This window comes from Streptomyces sp. T028 (assembly GCF_048159505.1).
GTDB lineage: Bacteria > Actinomycetota > Actinomycetes > Streptomycetales > Streptomycetaceae > Streptomyces.
In genome coordinates, this window is sequence record NZ_JBLRVZ010000044.1 from 26,212 (window position 1) to 43,357 (window position 17,146).

At 71.7% G+C, this 17,146-nt stretch carries 12 protein-coding genes; 4 read left to right on the plus strand and 8 right to left on the minus strand.

Features of this window, described 5'->3' with window-relative positions; genetic code table 11:
- The first annotated feature begins 99 nt into the window (after nt 1-99).
- Entirely contained in the window at nt 100-225 is a 126-nt protein-coding gene (locus tag ACLZN2_RS36800) for a hypothetical protein (RefSeq protein WP_416983897.1), read from the plus strand.
- A gap of 86 nt (nt 226-311) precedes the next feature.
- A complete protein-coding gene (locus tag ACLZN2_RS36805; protein ID WP_416983899.1) occupies nt 312-1,190 on the plus strand; it encodes an alpha/beta fold hydrolase in 879 nt (292 codons plus the stop codon).
- Between the two features lie 32 nt (nt 1,191-1,222).
- On the opposite strand, the gene fxsT is transcribed toward ACLZN2_RS36805, so the two are convergent.
- The 5 genes from fxsT to ACLZN2_RS36830 form a co-directional block, all read right to left on the minus strand.
- Nucleotides 1,223-5,164, minus strand: coding sequence for an FxSxx-COOH system tetratricopeptide repeat protein (gene fxsT, locus ACLZN2_RS36810; protein WP_416983901.1), 3,942 nt, complete (start codon nt 5,162-5,164; stop codon nt 1,223-1,225).
- Complete coding sequence (locus ACLZN2_RS36815; RefSeq protein ID WP_416983902.1) at nt 5,161-6,477, minus strand: TIR-like protein FxsC; 1,317 nt, start codon at nt 6,475-6,477, stop codon at nt 5,161-5,163. The genes fxsT and ACLZN2_RS36815 overlap by 4 nt, the downstream gene beginning before the upstream one ends.
- A gap of 103 nt (nt 6,478-6,580) precedes the next feature.
- Entirely contained in the window at nt 6,581-7,363 is a 783-nt protein-coding gene (locus tag ACLZN2_RS36820; RefSeq protein ID WP_416983904.1) for an aminoglycoside N(3)-acetyltransferase, read from the minus strand.
- A gap of 16 nt (nt 7,364-7,379) precedes the next feature.
- The gene (gene fxsBH, locus ACLZN2_RS36825; protein ID WP_416983905.1) at nt 7,380-9,524 is read right to left on the minus strand and encodes a radical SAM/SPASM protein FxsBH, inactivated beta-hydroxylase extension form; all 2,145 of its coding nucleotides are present in this window, start codon (nt 9,522-9,524) and stop codon (nt 7,380-7,382) included.
- A 150-nt stretch (nt 9,525-9,674) separates the two neighbouring features.
- The gene (locus ACLZN2_RS36830) at nt 9,675-9,842 is read right to left on the minus strand and encodes a hypothetical protein (RefSeq protein WP_416983906.1); all 168 of its coding nucleotides are present in this window, start codon (nt 9,840-9,842) and stop codon (nt 9,675-9,677) included.
- Between the two features lie 275 nt (nt 9,843-10,117).
- Here ACLZN2_RS36830 and ACLZN2_RS36835 point away from each other — a divergent pair, with 275 nt between their 5' ends.
- Nucleotides 10,118-11,035, plus strand: coding sequence for a DUF4231 domain-containing protein (locus tag ACLZN2_RS36835; protein ID WP_416983907.1), 918 nt, complete (start codon nt 10,118-10,120; stop codon nt 11,033-11,035).
- Between the two features lie 56 nt (nt 11,036-11,091).
- Here ACLZN2_RS36835 and ACLZN2_RS36840 read toward each other — a convergent pair whose 3' ends face one another.
- Both ACLZN2_RS36840 and ACLZN2_RS36845 read right to left on the minus strand, forming a co-directional pair.
- On the minus strand, nt 11,092-11,622 hold the full coding sequence (locus ACLZN2_RS36840) for a hypothetical protein (RefSeq protein ID WP_416983941.1): 531 nt from the start codon (nt 11,620-11,622) through the stop codon (nt 11,092-11,094).
- Between the two features lie 82 nt (nt 11,623-11,704).
- A complete protein-coding gene (locus ACLZN2_RS36845) occupies nt 11,705-14,200 on the minus strand; it encodes an NACHT domain-containing protein (RefSeq protein ID WP_416983908.1) in 2,496 nt (831 codons plus the stop codon).
- Between the two features lie 239 nt (nt 14,201-14,439).
- Between ACLZN2_RS36845 and ACLZN2_RS36850 the strand changes: the two genes are divergently transcribed.
- The gene (locus tag ACLZN2_RS36850; RefSeq protein ID WP_416983910.1) at nt 14,440-16,086 is read left to right on the plus strand and encodes a protein kinase domain-containing protein; all 1,647 of its coding nucleotides are present in this window, start codon (nt 14,440-14,442) and stop codon (nt 16,084-16,086) included.
- 3 nt (nt 16,087-16,089) lie between these two features.
- Here ACLZN2_RS36850 and ACLZN2_RS36855 read toward each other — a convergent pair whose 3' ends face one another.
- A complete protein-coding gene (locus ACLZN2_RS36855; RefSeq protein WP_416983911.1) occupies nt 16,090-17,136 on the minus strand; it encodes an NADPH:quinone reductase in 1,047 nt (348 codons plus the stop codon).
- Between the last annotated feature and the right edge of the window lie 10 nt (nt 17,137-17,146).

The following is a 17,146-nucleotide window of genomic DNA, read 5'->3' on the forward strand; positions in this document are numbered from 1 at the left end:
CATGGAGGAACAGCCGGAGCAGAAGGCCTCCGTACGAGGGGGCATTTCCACCTCTGGCGCGACGAAGGCACCGACCAGGACTTCAGGCAGAGCGGCACGGTGAAGAAGGCCCTGGGCGACCAGGGCTTCAGGAAGAAGGTCGTCGAGCACCCGTGGGCCGGCGACCGGATCGGGCCGGGCCGTCGGTGCGAGCGAGCCAAACTCCTGTTCCCCACCGCTGGTTGACCTGCCTGTTCGTTTCGCTGTCCGGCCGTACGGGCAGGTGTCGTGCAACGTGGTCCCGGGCATGGGCGCGGGAGGGGGACACGGCGGTGCCTGACCTGGTGCGGACGGCTGGTGGGCGGCGGTTGCGCGTGGAGATCTCGGGGGATCCGTCCGGGCGGCCGGTGTTCCTGCTGCACGGCATGCCGGGCAGCCGGGTCGGGCCGCGGCCCCGGGCCATGTTCCTCTACCAGCGCGGGGCCCGGCTCATCAGCTTCGACCGGCCGGGATACGGCGGTTCGGACCGCAGGCCCGGGCGGCGGGTCGTGGACGTGGTCGAGGACGTCGCCGCCGTGGCGGATGCCCTCGGACTGGGACGCTTCGCGGTGGCCGGGCGCTCCGGCGGGGCACCGCACGCCCTCGCCTGTGCCGCGATCCTGCCGGGACGGGTGACACGGGCCGCCGCGCTGGTGGGGCTCGCACCGAGGGACGCCGAGGGGCTCGACTGGTTCGCGGGGATGACACCGTTCAACGTCCGCGACTTCCGTACGGCGTTCACGGATCCAGAGCGGTACGCCGCCGGCATCATCCCGCGCTCGGCCGCCATCCGCAGCAACCCGGCGCGGCTGCTGGAGGAGTTGCGCTCCGACCTGACCGACGAGGACCGGCTGATCGTCTCCGAGAACAGCATCCGTTCGATGCTGCTGCGCAACTATCACGAGGCGCTGCGTACGTCACCGTACGGCTGGATCGACGATGCGCTCGCGCTGACCAGCCCGTGGGGCTTCGATCCGGCGCACATCGGGGTGCCGGTGCTGCTGTGGCACGGCGCGAGGGACGTGTTCTCGCCCGCCTCCCACTTTTCGTGGCTGGCCCAGCGCATTCCACGGGCCGAGGCCGTCCTGGAACCGAAGGCGGCGCATTTCGCGTCCCTGCGCGCCCTCCCGGACGTACTGGACTGGCTGCTGCAGGACACGCCGAGAGACTGAGCAGGCCGAAGGACGGACGCCGCCTGCGTGCCTCACACCGCCAGTGGCTCCAGGTCCCGGTACACCCGCCGTTCGAGTGTCACGAAGTTGGTGATGCCGTTGTTCTCGCCGAGTTGGCGCAGTTGGCGCTCCAGTTCGGTGACGGCCTCTCCGCGGTGGACACGGGCCTCGTCGGAGCGGCCGAGGCCGGCGAGGGTGAGGGCGCTGTTGCTGACCACGGCCAGGGTCTCCGGGTGCTGGGAGCCCAGGATGCCGCGCAGGGCGTCCACGGCGTGCTTCTCCAGCTCCCAGGCCTCGTCCAGCCGGTCGGTCTCGGCCAGCACGATGGCGTAGTTGGCGGAACAGAACTGGGTGTGCGGGTGGTGGTCGCCGAGCACCTCCGTCATCCGTTCGATCGTCCTGCGGAACACGGCCTCGGCCTGCGCCATATCGCCGCAGCCCCAGTGGAAGATGGCCAGGTTGTTCATCGCGGCCTGGGTGTAGGGGTGCGCCTCGCCGGGGACCTTCACGTACTCGGCGAGCACCCGCTGGGCCACCTTGCGCGCCTCCTGCCGGTCACCGGCCGCGAACAGGTCGGCGGCGAGATTGAGTTCGCAGGCCAGCGAGTCCGGGGTGGGTGCCGTGTACTGCAGGTGGTACTGCTCCAGGGTCGCCGACGTCAGCCGCAGTGCGTCCTCGAAGAGACCGGCCCGGCGCAGGGAGACCGCGAGTGACTTGGCGCACCGCAGCGTGCCCGGGAACTCCTTGCCGAGGATCCGCTTGTGCTGCTGGTACGCCCTCGAGAGCACGGTCACCGACTCGGAGTACCGGCCCACCTCGCGCAGGTCGCGCCCGAGGCTGTCGGCCGACGCCAGAGTGTAGGGGTGCTCGGGGCCGAGGACCTCGGTACGGCGGTCGTAGGTCTGCTGGTCGAGCCGTCGGGCCTCGCCGTAGTTGCCGACCATGCGCTGGGCCAGCGCGAGGTTGTTGGCGGCGTTCAGGGTACGGGGGTGGGACTCGTGGAAGATCTGGCTGAAGCCGTCGTGCGCCTCCTTCGCCAGTTCCACGGCCCTCGTGTACTCGCCGAGGGCGGCGAGGTCGCTGGCGAGGCTGGATGTGGTGACGTACGTGTGCGGGTGCGTGGTGCCCAGTACCCGTCGCTGCCGGTCGCGCAGTTCCTCGTCTATCGCCTGTGCCTCCACGTAACGCCCTTGCGAGCGAAGGACGTTGGCGAGCTGGCACTGAAGGTAGAGGTACTGCACGTCGTCCTCGCCCAGGATCGGCTTCCAGTGGGCCAGGAGGTCCTCGGCGAGGTTCTGGGCGCGCGGGAACTCACCGCGCTTCCACAGGTACCGGACGCGGTCGATGAGCAGCCGGCGCGGGTCCGCCTCTCTGCAGTTGCGGATGTCGGAGGCGGCCAGGTGCGGCCAGATGACGCCGAAGCGCGGCCAGGACTCCGGGTCGTCGATGGGTTCGTCGCCGTCGGGCCGGGTGCCCGCGAGGACCGTGTGGACCATGTGACGGGCGGTGCGCCGGTCCTCCTCCGTCATCTGCGAGCGGATCACGGCCTGCACCAGCCGGTGCACCTGGATGGAGCTGGAGACCTGGTCGACCTTGGCGAGCGCGAGCTGGCCGATCTCCCGGATGACCCGGCCGAGCAGCAGACTCTCCTGCAGGGCGGGGTCGTACGGCTTGAGGGCGTCGATCATCTCCTTGCTGTAGAGCAGTTGCGAGGAGATCGGCTCGGGTGCGAGGAAGGCGCACAGCTGGAGCAGCCGCACGGAGGCGGGGGATCGTTCCTTCAGCCGTTCTATGGAGATGTTCCAGGTGGCGGCGACCGTCTCCGGGTAGTCGGGGGCCTGGTTGAGTGCGAGGACCGCGGCCGTCTGCTCGGTGAGCCTGCGCAGGTACTCGGCGATCGGGGTGGCGGTCTCGGCGAGCCAGGCCGCCGCCTGTTCCACGGCCAGTGGCAGGTCGCCCAGCGCGGTGGCCACCTGGTCGGCCTCGTCGGCGGTCAGGCCGGGTGCGCGCCGGGAGAGGTGCTCCACGCTCTCGCGGCGCAGGAAGACGTCGACGGCGAGTGTCGCCCCCTGATGCGACCACGACTGGTTGCGGGAGGTGACGAGGATGTGCCCGCTGCTGCCGGTGGGGAAGTAGCCGGTGAGGTCTTCGGGCGAGTCGGCGTTGTCGAACACCAGGATCCAGCGTTCGGTGGGGATTCCGCGTGAGAGCATGTGCACGGTCTCCTGGCTGGCCAGTGCCATGTCCTCGCCGCCGGGCGCGCCGATGAGGGCGCCGAGTTCGGCGAGTGAGGCGACCACGTCGTCGACGTGCTCCGCCGAGACCCACCACACCAGGTCGTAGTCCGCCATGAACCGGTGGACGTACTCCAGTGCGATCTGCGTCTTGCCGACGCCGCCGAGCCCGAACAGCGCCTGTGGCTGCGGCAGGACGACGGACATGCCGCCCCGCAGCTGGTCGCGCACCTGTTCGAGGATCTGCCCGCGTCCGGTGAAGGTGGTGTTGCGCTGCGGCACGTTCCAGAACTTGGGTGTCTGCGCGGGGAACCGGGGGGCGGCCGCCCCGCCGTCCGACAGTTGCCCGGGCAGCTCCAGCGCGTCGAGGAGGACGGCGGCGCATCCCGTCTCGTCGAGTCCCTGCAGATCGACCAGGCCGCCCCGGTCCAGGTACGCCTCCGGCAGCCGGACCTCGTCGACCCGCACGGGCACCGGTGCGCCCGGGGTCGGCTCGGCGGACATGAGGGCGGCCAGGACGGTCTCCGCGTGGCGGGAGCGCTGGAGGGCGTTGGACAGCAGGACGAGGGTGCGGGTGGCGGGCTCGACGCGGTCGAGGGGGCCGCCGGACAGGTTGTGCAGGGTGACGTTGCACCCGGCCCGCCTGAGCAGTGCCTCGACCCAGTCCGCCCACATGCGGTTCTCCGCCGCGTAGGCCACGACCATCTCGGCCGCCACGGTCGGTGGCCGGCGCCGGATGAAGGTGTCCCGGCAGCGCAGCCGTACCGACTCCGGTATCGGTGGCAGTCCGGTGACCTCGCCGTCGGAGATCACCGAGGTCAGTCGTTCGAAGGCGGACAGCAGCGACTTGGGGTCGCCGGTCTCGTCGCCGAAGGTGGCGAGCGTCTCCTCGTAGGCGTAGTAGGGCCGGTAGGGAATCTCCACGCTGCCCCAGTAGGCGGTGGCCTCCTCGGCGCTCAGCTGCTCGCCGTTCGGCCCCTTGGGCAGCCCCATGAACTTCAGCCGGGCCAGGGCGCGGCCGGCGTCGACCTTGTCCTTCTCGCCCTCGTCGATGCGCATCGGCACGGGTAGTACACGGATCCGCCGTTTGCGGTGCTCGTCCCCGACGCTGTGCGCGACCTCGGCTGCGCCGTCCAGGGACTGATCGCTGAGCGTGAAGCAGTCCACGAGCATGTCCGGCATCTGCAGGGTGCAGATGTCCGCGGTGTCCGACAGTCCGGTGCGCGAGTCGATCAGGACGTAGTCGTAGGACTGTTTCATGCTGTCGCGCAGGGCTTCGAGGAAGGCGCCGCCGCCGAGGCGGTCGTAGAAGTTGTCCCACTCCAGGGAGGAGGCCGTCGCCGAGTACGCGCGGAACTGACGGCCCGCCGAGAGGAAGTCCAGTGAGCCCCCGTCCAGGAAGTTCAGGCCCAGTCGCTCGGGGGTGAGCGAGACGGCGTGCTGCTCGACGTCCGCGTACTCCAGGTGCCAGGCCCCGGTGCGGCGGGCGCCGTCCGTGGCCGCCCAGGCGTAGTCCTGGAGGATGTTGATGACGCCCGTGGTCGCCGTGAGCGCGTTGGGGTCGAGGAACGGGTGGAAGAAGCGGTGCAGGCCGGGCGCCTCGAGGTCCCAGTCGACGGCGAGGACGCGTTTGCCGTTCGCGGCGAGGATCCACGCCGTGTTGGCCAGCGCCATGGTGCGCCCGGTGCCGCCCTTGTACGAGTAGAAGGTGATGATGCGTCCGTCCCTGGCGGCCGTCATGCCTCTCCTTGGTGGTCGTCTCCCGTTTCGGGGCCGGGCGGGTCCGTCAGTCGGAGCCTGGGCACGTGCGGGGCCTGCGGCAGCCGGGCCTCGGCGTGCTTGAGGTACTGCCGGGTGGTGTGTGCCACGACGGCGGGCAGTACGTTGGTGAAGGCGTTAAGGGTGGGTACGCCGTTGACGGCGATACGGCTGTCGCTGCGTCGCGCCCGCTCCAGGATCGTCGGCATCGACCGCTCCAGCTCCTCGGCCAGACGCTGCCCCTCCTCGTTGCGGCACTGCAGATCGGCCCGGTTGCGGGGCACGATCGCGCTCACCCAGGGACGGGCGGCCGCGTCGAAGGTCTTGAGCCTGCGCCGGCGCTCCTCGTCGGTCAGGGCCCACTGGTCGACGATCAGGATCCCGGGCCGTGCGGCCTGCGCCTCCGGCGCGGCGGACTCGGCCGGGGCCGACTCTCCGGTGTCCTCGTCGTCGAAGTCGGCGACGGTCACCCGGTAGTCCAGGGAGCGGATGAGGTCCTCGGCGAGCGCGGACAGCGGCCGTGTGGACTCCGAGTGGTACGGGTTCCAGCTCAGCGCGTCGTCGCCGTAGGGGTGGCGGTCGCGGTAGTCGGGCACGGTGTCGCGGGTGGGGGCGGCGACGGTCAGATGGATGTGCCGGGGACCGGAGCCGCGCGGTTTGAAGGCGCTGGGGGTGGCCTCGTAGTCGCGGGGCCGGGCGACGGGCAGCGGCGACTCGCGGGCGACGCGCACGATGCGCTCGGCGAGGCCCAGCACGGTCTCCTCGTACTCGTCGCGGAACCGGTTGAGCTTGATCAGCCCGTAGATCCCGTTGGCGGCGTAGCGGCTGCCGAAGCCCGAGTTGTCCAGGTGGATGTGGCGTACGGAGTCGGGGAGTTCGGAGAACTCGACCCGTGTCCACAGGGCGGGCACGATGGCCGACACACTGCCCGCGCCGGTGCTCTTGGCGTGCAGCATCCGCTCGGTGAAGGCGAACCACTCCCGCCCGCACATCTCGCTGGAGAAGTAGCGCGGGGAGAAGAGCGGCACGAAGACCCGGCAGGTCGCGAGGTTCTCGCTCAGTCTCTCGGGCCAGCCCTCTCCCGAGCGCATCTCCCGGTCCATGAAGCCGACGGCGGAGCCGGCCGGCAGATCGGTGAGCGCCATGATGTGGCTGCACAGGTCCTTGTACAGAACGCGCACCCAGTGATCCGGGTCTCCGCTGTCCGGGCCCCACGGCGGGGTGTGGGCGTAGGAGAGGAAGAAATGGGGCCGGTTGTCCGGCACCCGACCGTGCACCCGTTCAGGTATGTCCACACGTCCCCCTGCCCGCCGACAAGCCGCTGGACTGCCCCCGCCGACGGCGCCTTGAACCGGAACCAACAATGTGCCTGAACGGCGCCCGGACGGTTCGCTGTTTTCAGGCCAAAGCCTTGCGATATCCGGTCATCTGCCCCTTCGCGTGGCCGACGACGTCCCGCATTCCGCAGAGTACGACGCCTTTGGACGCCCACTCGCCCTGACGGAGGAATTCACGCGGGAGCCGGGAGCCGATCTCGCCGAAGTCGCTGTCGTCCAGGGAGACATCACGGTACGAAACCCAGTTCCCCTTGTCCCGGACCACGCACCGATAGGTGCGTTTCGGCGGTCTCGGCCGCATCAGGTACTCGGCGTAGTGGAAGGCGCTGCACACCTCGAATCCGACCCGGAGCAGCAGGATCTGGGCGTCGGCGGCGTACAGCTTCGCCATCGGCGAGAGTCTGCCGAGGTGGCTGCGCAGCGGGTGGCGCCGCAGCAGCGTCCGCGCCCGCGGCCCGAGTCCGGCGAGCGAGGTCTGGGGATGCGCGCTACGCACGGCGCCCAGTGTGGAGCGCACGCAGTCGGCGAGCGCCCCCATCGTCGGGCACTCGGTGCTGTCCGGGTCGAACGGCGGCATCGACCTGCGGAACTCCGCCGCTTCCGTCTCGCTGCGCCCCTCGATGTTCTTCCGGTACGCCCGTGAACTGTCGGAGTTCTCCGGGGTGAAGGCCGGCACGATCAGCGTTCCCGCGGGGCCGAGCGTGTCCAGCAGGGCGTCCCGCACCGTTTCCGGGGCGGTCGCGGTGCCGCTCAGCGAGGCGTGCACCATCAGCACACCGCCGCGTCGCACGCCCAACGAGGTGAGCAGGGCGGTCAGTTGTTCCTTCCTGGCCGCATCCGTCACAGGGGCGCAGGTATGGTCAGCCACGGTGCCCCGCCCACTGTGACCACATCCGGGCCACCAACGCCGCCCCGGTGGCGGTCAGTTCGCGCTCCGGCAGGAGAGTGAGAGCGGTGAGGGCCCGCGAGGCCTCGTCGTACGCCTGCCGGCCCAGCCTGTCGTCCGCCTGGTCCAGCAGGTCGCCCGCCGGGCTGCCCAGCCGGTGCAGATCGGCCGTCGCACGCAGGGCGGCGAGCCTGGCCCGGCGTCCGATACGCGGCAACTCGCGGGCGAACTCCTTGGGTTCCACGTCCACGGCCACGCCGAGCGCTCCGAACCCGTGCTCGCCGAGCTGCACGCCGCTGCCGGCCTCCAGCGGGGTGAGGACGGTGGGATGGAACGCGTCGGGGTCCCTGTCGTGGTCCGGTGCGTCCTTCTCCAGGATCTCGTAGGCCTCCCTCAGCCGCTCGACGAACTCCTCGCCCGCCGGCGGCGGCGCGACGGCGGCCGGATAGCAGTCGCGGTAGAGGTCGGCGTCGTCGATGAGCGGGCCGTCGGGTGCCCACAGCCGGGCCAGAGGGCGCCAGCGAGGCGAGGCGCAGGGCCCGTCGAGCCGCACCGTCGTCCCCTCCGGATCCCCGTCGCCGCGCACCCGGAAGGCGTTCGCCGTGACGCCGACCTCGATCCGGCCGGGCGCGTCCAGCCGGTAGGTGCCCAGGGTGGGCAGATGCACTCGGCTGCCGGGCTGGTCCCAAGTCAGCGTGCAGGTCACCCCCGCCCGCAGCGCGGCGGTGACGGCCAGTGACATGAAACGCGCCGGATCGGCACGCCCTTGCAGGGACCGCTGGAGGCTGGTCCGCACATAGGGGTGCCCGAGGACCTGGTCCAGGTACGGGGCGGTGTCCGGGTCGCTGTCCAGGGCCACCATGAGGCGCCAGGCGTCCGGCCAACCGGGTTCGGGCGTCAGGTGCTCCTGTACGCGGCGCAGCAGGACCGCGTCCAACTCCAGGTTGGCGGAGCGCAGTTCGGGGGTGCTCAGGACGGCCGGGGAGAACGACGGGTCGGTCACCCGGTCGGCGATGCCCTCCACCAGGGAGCGGAGATCACCGCAGAAGACGCTGGGGCCGTCGAAACCGCGCCCCGAGCGGTAGCGGTGCCCGTACAACCCGCCGCCGCAGCTGCGCACGACCGGACAGCTGCGGCACGTGTCACTGAGCCCGTCCAGCCCCGACTGGCGTGCCTGGAGCCCGGGATGCTCGGCGAACTCCGCGAAACCGTGCGCGAAGACGTCGTACCCCGTCTCGGGGGCCCCCGCGTAGGCCGTCTTCAGCCAGTCGGCCTGTTCGAAGGTGCCGTCCGTCTCGATCACGGCGAGATCACTGGGCGCCAGCCCGAGCGCCTCGGTCAGGCTGGGGCCGCCACGCAGGGTGCTGAGCACCGAGTCGAACGTGCGCACCGGCATGGGACGGCCCTGCTGCTCCCAGCGGTCGAAGACCGCGAGCAGCCAGTCGGCGTAAGGGGTTTCGGCTCCCGCGGGGTTGGGCGGCGGGCTGTCCCACGTGGAGTGGGGCAGGAGGTAGTCGATCCGGGGCGCTTCCAGTGCGGTGAGCGTGTCGTGCACGGCGACGGGGTCGTTGGCCACGTCGACGGTGCAGAGCACCCCGCTGAACAGATGACGGTACTCGGGCTCCTGGAGCAGCCGGATGCCGCGGACGACGCGGTCGTAGCTGCTGCGCCCCCGGCGGTCGAGTCTGTGGCGGTCGTTCGAGGTCCGGTCCCCGTCGAGGGACACGCTGACCCGGACGCCGAACTCCCTGCAGACGTCTAGGTGATGGCGGTTGAGCGTGACGGCGTTGGTGTGCATGCGCAGGTCGAGCACGGTGTGGGGGGAGAGAACGCGGGTGAGTTCCGCGCAGATGTCCCGTAACCGGGCCGGGCCGACCAGCAGGGGTTCGCCGCCGTGGAGGATCACCGACACGGACTCCAGGGACCGTGCTCCAGCGTACTCGGCGAGTCGTCCGGCGACGGCGCGCACCGTCTCCGGGCGGATGAACGTCGGGCGGGACCGCCAGCTCTGGTCGGCGTGCTGGTACACGTAGCAGTGGTCACAGAACAGATCACATCTGCTGTGGATCTTGAGGACCAGCTGTCTCAGAGGTGGATGGTCCGGGGCCTGACTCTTCACTGGAGGGAGTGTGCCATGCAACCCACCCCATGACACGTCAAACCATGGAAGAACAGGGGGCATTGACGCCCTGTCGAGTCACTGACGTGGGTACGCGCGGCAGGAGACTCCGCCGGGCGCACCCCATCGTGTGATGTTCCGGCGTCCGGGTCAGGAGGCCGAGTTGAAGGTGATCGGCCGGCCCGAGCGGCGGTCGGGGACGTCCGTCACGCGGCCCGCGGTGCGTGCGGCGGCGGCCGCGTACGGGTCGATGTCCGTCAGACGAGTGCGGCGGGCGGCCGAGACGAGGGGCTGGGAGGGGCGCCTCATGGGCGTCACGTCGAGGATCATGGCGGTTCGTCGCTCCGGTTCGGGTCGTTGGGAACAGCGGTGGGTGTCGGGGCGCGTCGTCTTGGGTGTCCCCGGGTGTCCCCGGGCTTCCCCGAGGAGGCGAACCGTCGAGCGAGTCGGGTCCCGATAGTGCGGACACTACAACAGGAACGTCAGGACCTCCTCTCGTGCGGGGGCTGGTTCCAGCGGTCCATCCATTCGTACGCTGGTTTTCGGGGGCGCGCGACAGAAGTCGGGGGCGCGCAGGGATTTCGGGGGGCGCCATGGCGGCCGGTACAACTCCTGCACCGAGCACCATCCTGAACGACTGGGACCTGCCACCGCTGTTCCGGCGGAGTGATCAATGGGCGTTACGTCATCAGAGTGAGTCGTTCAAAGGGGTCCGTACGCATCTGGTCGTCCTGCTCCTGGCCACCGCGGCCGCCATGCTGACCGAGCAGGCCACCGGCCGCATCATGGCCGCGTGTGCCGCCGTCCTGTACGGCGCGACGATCCTGCTCGGACTGACCACCTCGCGCCGCCGCTCCCGTACCCACTGGCAGGCGCACCGGGCGGTCGCCGAGCTGGTGAAGACACTGGCCTGGCAGTACATGGTGCATGGCGGCCCCTTCCACTCCGGCGTCAAGGACCCGGACGCGCTGTTCGCCGAGCGGCTCGAGGAGCGGCTGCGAGAGCTGCGCAAGTGCGGCTGGGAGGATTCCCGGGAGAAGGCCCAGGAGTTCGGCAAGGGGCAGATCACCGCGCAGATGCGTGCGGTGCGGGCCAAGTCGTACGCCGCACGCCATGACATCTACCTGCGCGACCGGCTGCTGGAGCAGGCGGTCTGGTACAAGAACCGGGCATCGCGCGCCCATCGTGCCGCCGCCCGCTGGTCGGCCTTCACCGCCGCCCTGACCCTGCTCGCCCTGACAGCCGCCCTGGTGGGCACCACCGGGCTGATCGGCGGCGTGGACCTGGCGGGGCTGCTCAGCGCGGCCGCGGCGGCGGGCGTCGCCTGGCAGGAGGTGCGGCGGCACGGGCCGCTGACGCACGCCCACTCCATCATCGAACAGGACCTGGAGGCGGCCCGGGTCGCCATGTCCACCACGGTGACCGAGGCGGGCTGGGCCGAGGCCGTGGAGGAGACGGAACGGCTGATGTCACCGGCGCACACGGAGTGGCTGGTGCGCTTCGGTGGCTGAACATCAGCCGCCGTGGCGGCGAACATTTCCGTCGGGCGTGGGCAGGTCGGTCCCGTTCAGTCCCTGAGCACTCCCGCCTGCCACAGCACCGTCACCGGCACCCCGAGGCGCCGTGCGTAGGCGACCACGTCACCGGTGCCGCCCGGGCCACGGGCCGGGCGCCCGTCCCAGACGGCGATCAGGTGGTCGACGTGCTCCACGATCCACTGGCCGGCCGCGACGTAGGCCATCTCGTGCGTCGGCTGCAGGGGCAGATCGACCCTGGTCGTACAGGAGTTGAGGATTCTGCGGTACGTGCGCCGCGCCTCCGTGCCGCCCAGGTGCGTCTCGTAGTCCATGCCCGGAATCACAGCTGTCACCGGGACGCCGTATTCCAGGGCGGTGTCGGCGAACAACTGGTCGGCGCCGGCGGCAAGGCTGCTGACCGCCTCCAACTCGACGTCCGTACGGCTGAACTGGCGCCGCAGGGCCGAGCGGACGTACGGGAGGACGGAGGCGGGGATCGAGCGGTGTCCGGTCACGCCGACGCGCAGCACCGCGAGACGGGGGACCGCGGGCGCCCGGTCGAGGAACTCGGTCGTATCGATCGTCACGGAAGACCCCCTCCGGTCACCGACGGCAAGTACACACTAACGCAGAGCTATGGAGGGGCACAGGGGGCGCATCGGTTCACGGCGGGGCGGGCCGAGCAGGTCGGTGTCCGTCCGCGGGCTCACGCCGGGCGGCGAGGCGGTGCTGCAGTTCGAGGTGCCGGAACTGGTGGACGGCCCCGACGCGCCGTAGGACACCCCGGTCGTGGGCGTCCGTGAGGAAGGCCATGAGGTCGTACGGCAGTCCCCGGCGCAGAGTCAGATAGCAGCGGGCGACGGCGTAGTGACCCCAGGCGGCCTGGCGGATCCCGATGGCCAGCCCGGTCAGGACGGCCGGGACGAGTCCCACCACGAACGCCCACAGGGAGCCGCCGCCCGCCTCTGCGCCCCACACCCGCGTCGAGCCCGTGAGCACCGCGCACCAGCCCTGGAACCCGATGATCATGGCGCCGACGACAGCCGCGACCGGTACGCAGGTGAGGAAGGTGCGCCGGTCGTTGGCGAGCAGGGCCCGGCCGTCGACCGAGGTGCCCAGATCGACCGGGACGGCGCGCAGACCGTGCACGAGCACGCAGGACACGGCGAACACCGCGCCCGTCTGCTCGGCCGACCAGAACGCCGCGAGCGGATCCGGCGGCGCGATGTACTCGACGCCGTCACCGCCCGACAGGACGTCCGCGAGCAGCCCCTCCAGCAGGATGCTGCCGCCGAGCAGCATGCCGACCAGGAGCCCGCGGCCCACGCCCCGCGGACTCCAGTGCCAGCGCAACCGGGCGGCGGGACAGCCGGGTTCCGCGGGCACGCCGTCCGCGCCCACGACGGCTGCGGCCGCACCGTAGAGGAGGGCGCTGACCGTGCCACAGCCGTTGCCGAACGCCGCCGCGTAGCAGACGGCGGCCACGGCTCCGGTGGCCAGGGCCCGGCGGTCCCAGTCGGCCGGGCGTCGCAGACTCGGCCGGCCGCCGAAGGCGAAGCCGGAGATGATCGCCCCGACCAGGGCCAGTGAGGTGCCGTCCGCCAGACGGTTGAGCACGAGCTCGACGGGGACGTCGGGCGCGACGACGAGGACGCACAGCACCGTCGCCGCCAGGCCCGCGGACAGACCGCACACCAGGCCCCCGCAGATCCCGGCCGCCACGACACCGAGACCGCCCCGCTCGTCCCAGCGCACGGGCACCAGGTCCGGGGTGAAGTGGTGGGTCAGTTCCATGATCAGGCCTTCGGACAGCCAGGCCACGACGCCCAGCAGCACTCCGGCCAGCACCTGGGGCAGCGCCGCGGGAACCGCGTGTCGCAGCTTCCACCAGGCGAGTTCCGCCGCGCCGTCGCGTCCGCGTTCCATGGACCGGGCGAGGAAGCGCAGCGCCGGACGGGCCCGGTCCGCGCTCCACCGGGAGGGGCGGTTGGTGTGTGGCCGGTACGCGGCGCCGAGGAACGCGTCGAGGAGGTGATGCTCCACGGCCGTACGCGTGCGCAGCCGCAGCAGCTCACCCGGGTCCGGCAGCCGCTCGTAGCCGTCTCCCGGGCGGGGGTTGTAGACGGACCGCGCCAGGGACACCATCAGCGGGCTGGTCAGGACCCGCGCCACCGGCTCGGCCGTCCCCAGCACATCGGTCACCGCGCTCCAGCGCCCGGCTGCCCGGGCACCGGGGCCGCCCGCGTCCCGGCGCAGGTAGTCCGCGACCTCCCGGGCGCCGAGGGGCAGGAGATGGATGCCGGCCAGTTCCGCGAGCCGGGCGGGTACCGCGCCGCGCGGCCGCAGTGCCGCCCGGTACTCGGCGGGACGGCTCGACAGGACCATGCCGCAGCCGTACGGCAGGGCCTCGTTGACCCGGTGAAGGGCCAACGCCCCCACGGCTGGCGCGAGTTCGTCGAATCCGTCGAGCACCGGCAGGACCAGCCGCCGATCCAGCAACAGGCCGGCCAGGGTGACCTGACCGTAGGCGTCCGACGCCTGGGCACCCAGTTCCGGGTGGTCCTGCACAAGCCGGCGTTCCATCCAGGTGCGCAGGTCCAGCGCGGTCGGATCCCAGGATGCCAGCGGGAACAGCACGGGCACCGGCTCGTCGGCCTCCCGCCGCTCGATCATCGCCAGCACGAGCCGCACCAGCAGCAGGGTCTTGCCCGATCCGGGCTCGCCGAGGACGAGCAGCCGCCGGGCCGGGGCGCGCCGTGCGAAGACGTCGACGATCTCCGTGTCCCGGCCGGCGAGCAGCCCCGGGTCCGAAGCCTCGGCCAGGTCGGGGTGGGCGGCCCGCCAGGCGACGGGCAGCGGGTGCGGGTCGGCCAGGCGCCGCATCGCCGCCTCGGCCTCCCACTGCCGCCGTACGGCGTCGGCGAGCCGGTCGGCCGCCTCGGCGGGGCCGAGCGCCACGGCTGCCTCGGCCCGGTCGGCCCGGTAGGCGCTCCAGGCCAGAAAGGCACCCGCCCAGGTCGGCAGCAGAGCCGCGAGCACCGACGCGGGGTCCTCCAGGTGCGGGGCCACCAGGAGCGCTCCCGCGGTGCCCACGGCCAGCAGGGTCAGGTACACGATCCCGGCGCGCCGCACGCGTGCTCCGGGGACAACATCACTCACCCGACGAAGAGTTGCCCACGCGAGCGGCGGCGGGCATCCGTTCGGTGCCGCGCCACACTCGTGGGTGAACCGGCGCGGCAGGGCTGGTCACCGCGACGGGCCCCATGCTCTGCTTCGGGCGAGGAGCGCGGGGAAACCTGCGTCGCGTGCCCGGTGACCTGTCACAATGACGGGGCCGTCACCGCAGGGGAACAGGCGGCGGAGGGGGCGGGTGTGCCTGCAGTGGAACGGAACATGCGATGAAGCCGCTGCGGGACAGTGATCCGCGCGCGCTGGGGCCCTACCGGCTCCTGAGCCGGCTGGGGCTCGGGGGAATGGGGCAGGTGTTCCTGGCCCGGGCGCAGGACGGCCGATTCGTCGCCGTCAAGCTGATTCACCCTCATCTCGCCGAGGAGCCGGAGTTCCGGCGCCGGTTCCGGCGCGAGGTCGCCGCCGCACGCCGTGTCTCCGGAGCCGGTACGGCATCCGTGGTCGCCTCCGACACCGAGGCCGACATCCCTTGGTTCGCCTCCGAGTTCGTGCCCGGCCCGTCGCTCCAGCGGGTGGTCGACGAATGGCGGTGCCCCCTGCCGCGCACGTCGGTGTGGCACCTGGCGCGGGGGCTCGCGGCGACCCTGGGCGCCATCCACGGCGTCGGCGTCCTGCACCGGGACCTCAAACCGTCCAATGTGCTCATCACTCTGGACGGGCCCCGCGTCATCGATTTCGGCATCGCACGGGCCGTCGACTCCAGCGTGGCCACCCGTACGGGTGCCGTCATCGGATCGCCCGGATTCATGTCTCCCGAACAGGCTCGCGGCGAGCGACTCGACGAGGCGAGTGACGTCTTCGGCCTGGGCGCGCTGCTGGCCTACGCCGCGACCGGCCACGGCCCCTTCGACGGTGAGGACGACGCACCGCACGCGGTCCTCCTCCGGGTGGTCTCCCAGCCACCTCGGCTCGACGGCATGGACGGCATCGACGGCACACTGCGCACCCTCGTGGAGCGCTGCATGGCCCCGGACCCCGCGGACCGGCCCTCCGCTGCGGACGTCGAGGCCGAGGCGGTCCGCGCTGTCGGGACCGAACTCCCCGACAGTGGCTGGCTCCCGCCGGAACTCACCACCCGGCTGGGCCGGGAGGCGGTGCGGCTGCTCGCGCTGGAAGGCCCGGTGCCGACCCAGGTCGACGCGACCGCGCGCTCCCTGCACCACGCTCCCACCGCGTCCTCCGCCCGCGCGCCCGGACCCGTTGCCGGGACGCCCCCGGCAGGCGCCCCCACTCCACCGCCACCGGCCTTCTCCCCCATGACGCCTCCCTTCCCGCCCACGCGATCGCGCCGCCGTATGGCACCCGTGCCGGCCGCCCTGGGTGTCGTCCTCGTCGGGGGGATCGTGGTGTCGCTCGTGCCGGCGCTGCGGGACGGCGGCACGAGCGGGGCGGGCAGTCCCGGCGTGACGGCGGCACCCGTACGGTCCAGCGCCGCGACCGGCCCGACGTCCCAGCCGACCGCGTCGCCCTCGCCCTCCTCCTCTTCCTCCTCCGCCGAGACCGGACAGAGCACGTCGCCCCCGCCTTCGCCCCGGCAGTTCGACTTCAACGGGACATGGCGGGGGATCGTGAACCAGGGGGACGGGGCCAGCATCTACGACGTCGAGATCGAGTACACCGGAGGGGCCCGGGGCGAGCGCGTCGCCAAGGTCGACTACCCCACGCTGGGTTGCGGAGGGTACTGGACACTGCAAGGTCGTACGTCCGACCGTGCGAACGTCGTGGAGCACCTCACCTACGGCGCCGGGAAATGCGTGGACGACGTGGAGATTTCCCTGACCGCGCTGGACGCCGACACCGCGCGGTACCACTTCGACGACCTCGGCGCGGGCGAGGGGCGACTGGCGCGCGACTGATCCTCAGGGGGTGATGTCCACCAGGACCTTGCCGATGGTGTGGCTCTCCACCGCCCGGTGTGCGTCTGCGGTGCGGTCGAGCGGGAAGCGGACCACTGGCAGACCGTGCTCCTCGCCGACCGGCATTGCACCGTCCCGGACCGCGGCGGCGACGTCCTCGGCGGCCGCGGTGAGCGCCTGTGGTCCGGCCGTGTAAAGGACCAGGAACTGCAGGCGGGTGTTCAGCACCATGTTCTGCAGCACGTTCAGTTCGACCGGCTTGCCGCCTTCGTTGGCGTAGGTCGAGATCGTGCCGCGTGTCCGGAGCACGGCCAGGTCCAGTGCGAGGTTCGTGCCCAGCGCGACCTCGGCGACGATGTCTACGCCGTCCGGGGCGATCCCGCGGATCGCGGCGGCGGGGTCGCCCTCGCGGTAGTCGACGACGTGGTGGGCCCCGGCGGCGGTGGCCAGCCGGGCCTTCTGCGGGCTGCTGACCGTGCTGATCACGGTGGCGCCTGCCCATCGGGCGAGCTGGATCACCGCGTGCCCGACCGCCCCGGCTCCGCCCGCGGCGAGGACCATCGCGCCGTCCAGCGCCCCGGGTCGCAGTCGGCGAGGCCCGTCCTCGGCGACGGTGAGCGCGCGGTGCGCGGTGAGCGCCGGGACGCCGATGGACGCGCCGACGTCGAATGCGGTGTCGTCGGGCAGCGGCACGGCGCGTTCGGCGGGTACGACGGTGAACTCGGCGGCCGTACCGGTGGGTCGCCCGGCGGCGGCCATGAACAGCCAGACCCGCTGACCGACCCGGTTCTGGTCGATCCCCTCCCCCACGGCGTCGATCGTGCCGGCGCCGTCGAGGTGCGGGGTGACCTCGGGGAAGCGCTTGGGGTGGCCTGCGCCGGACCGGGCCTGCCAGTCGGTCGGGTTGACGCCGGACACGGCAACCCGGACGCGTACCTCGCCGGGACCGGGCGCGGGCAGGTCACGGTCGACGAGCCGAAGCACTTCGGGGCCGCCGTTGTCGCGGTAGATGATCGCCTTCATGATCCGCCCTTGTTCAACTTTCCTCATCTTTATCCAT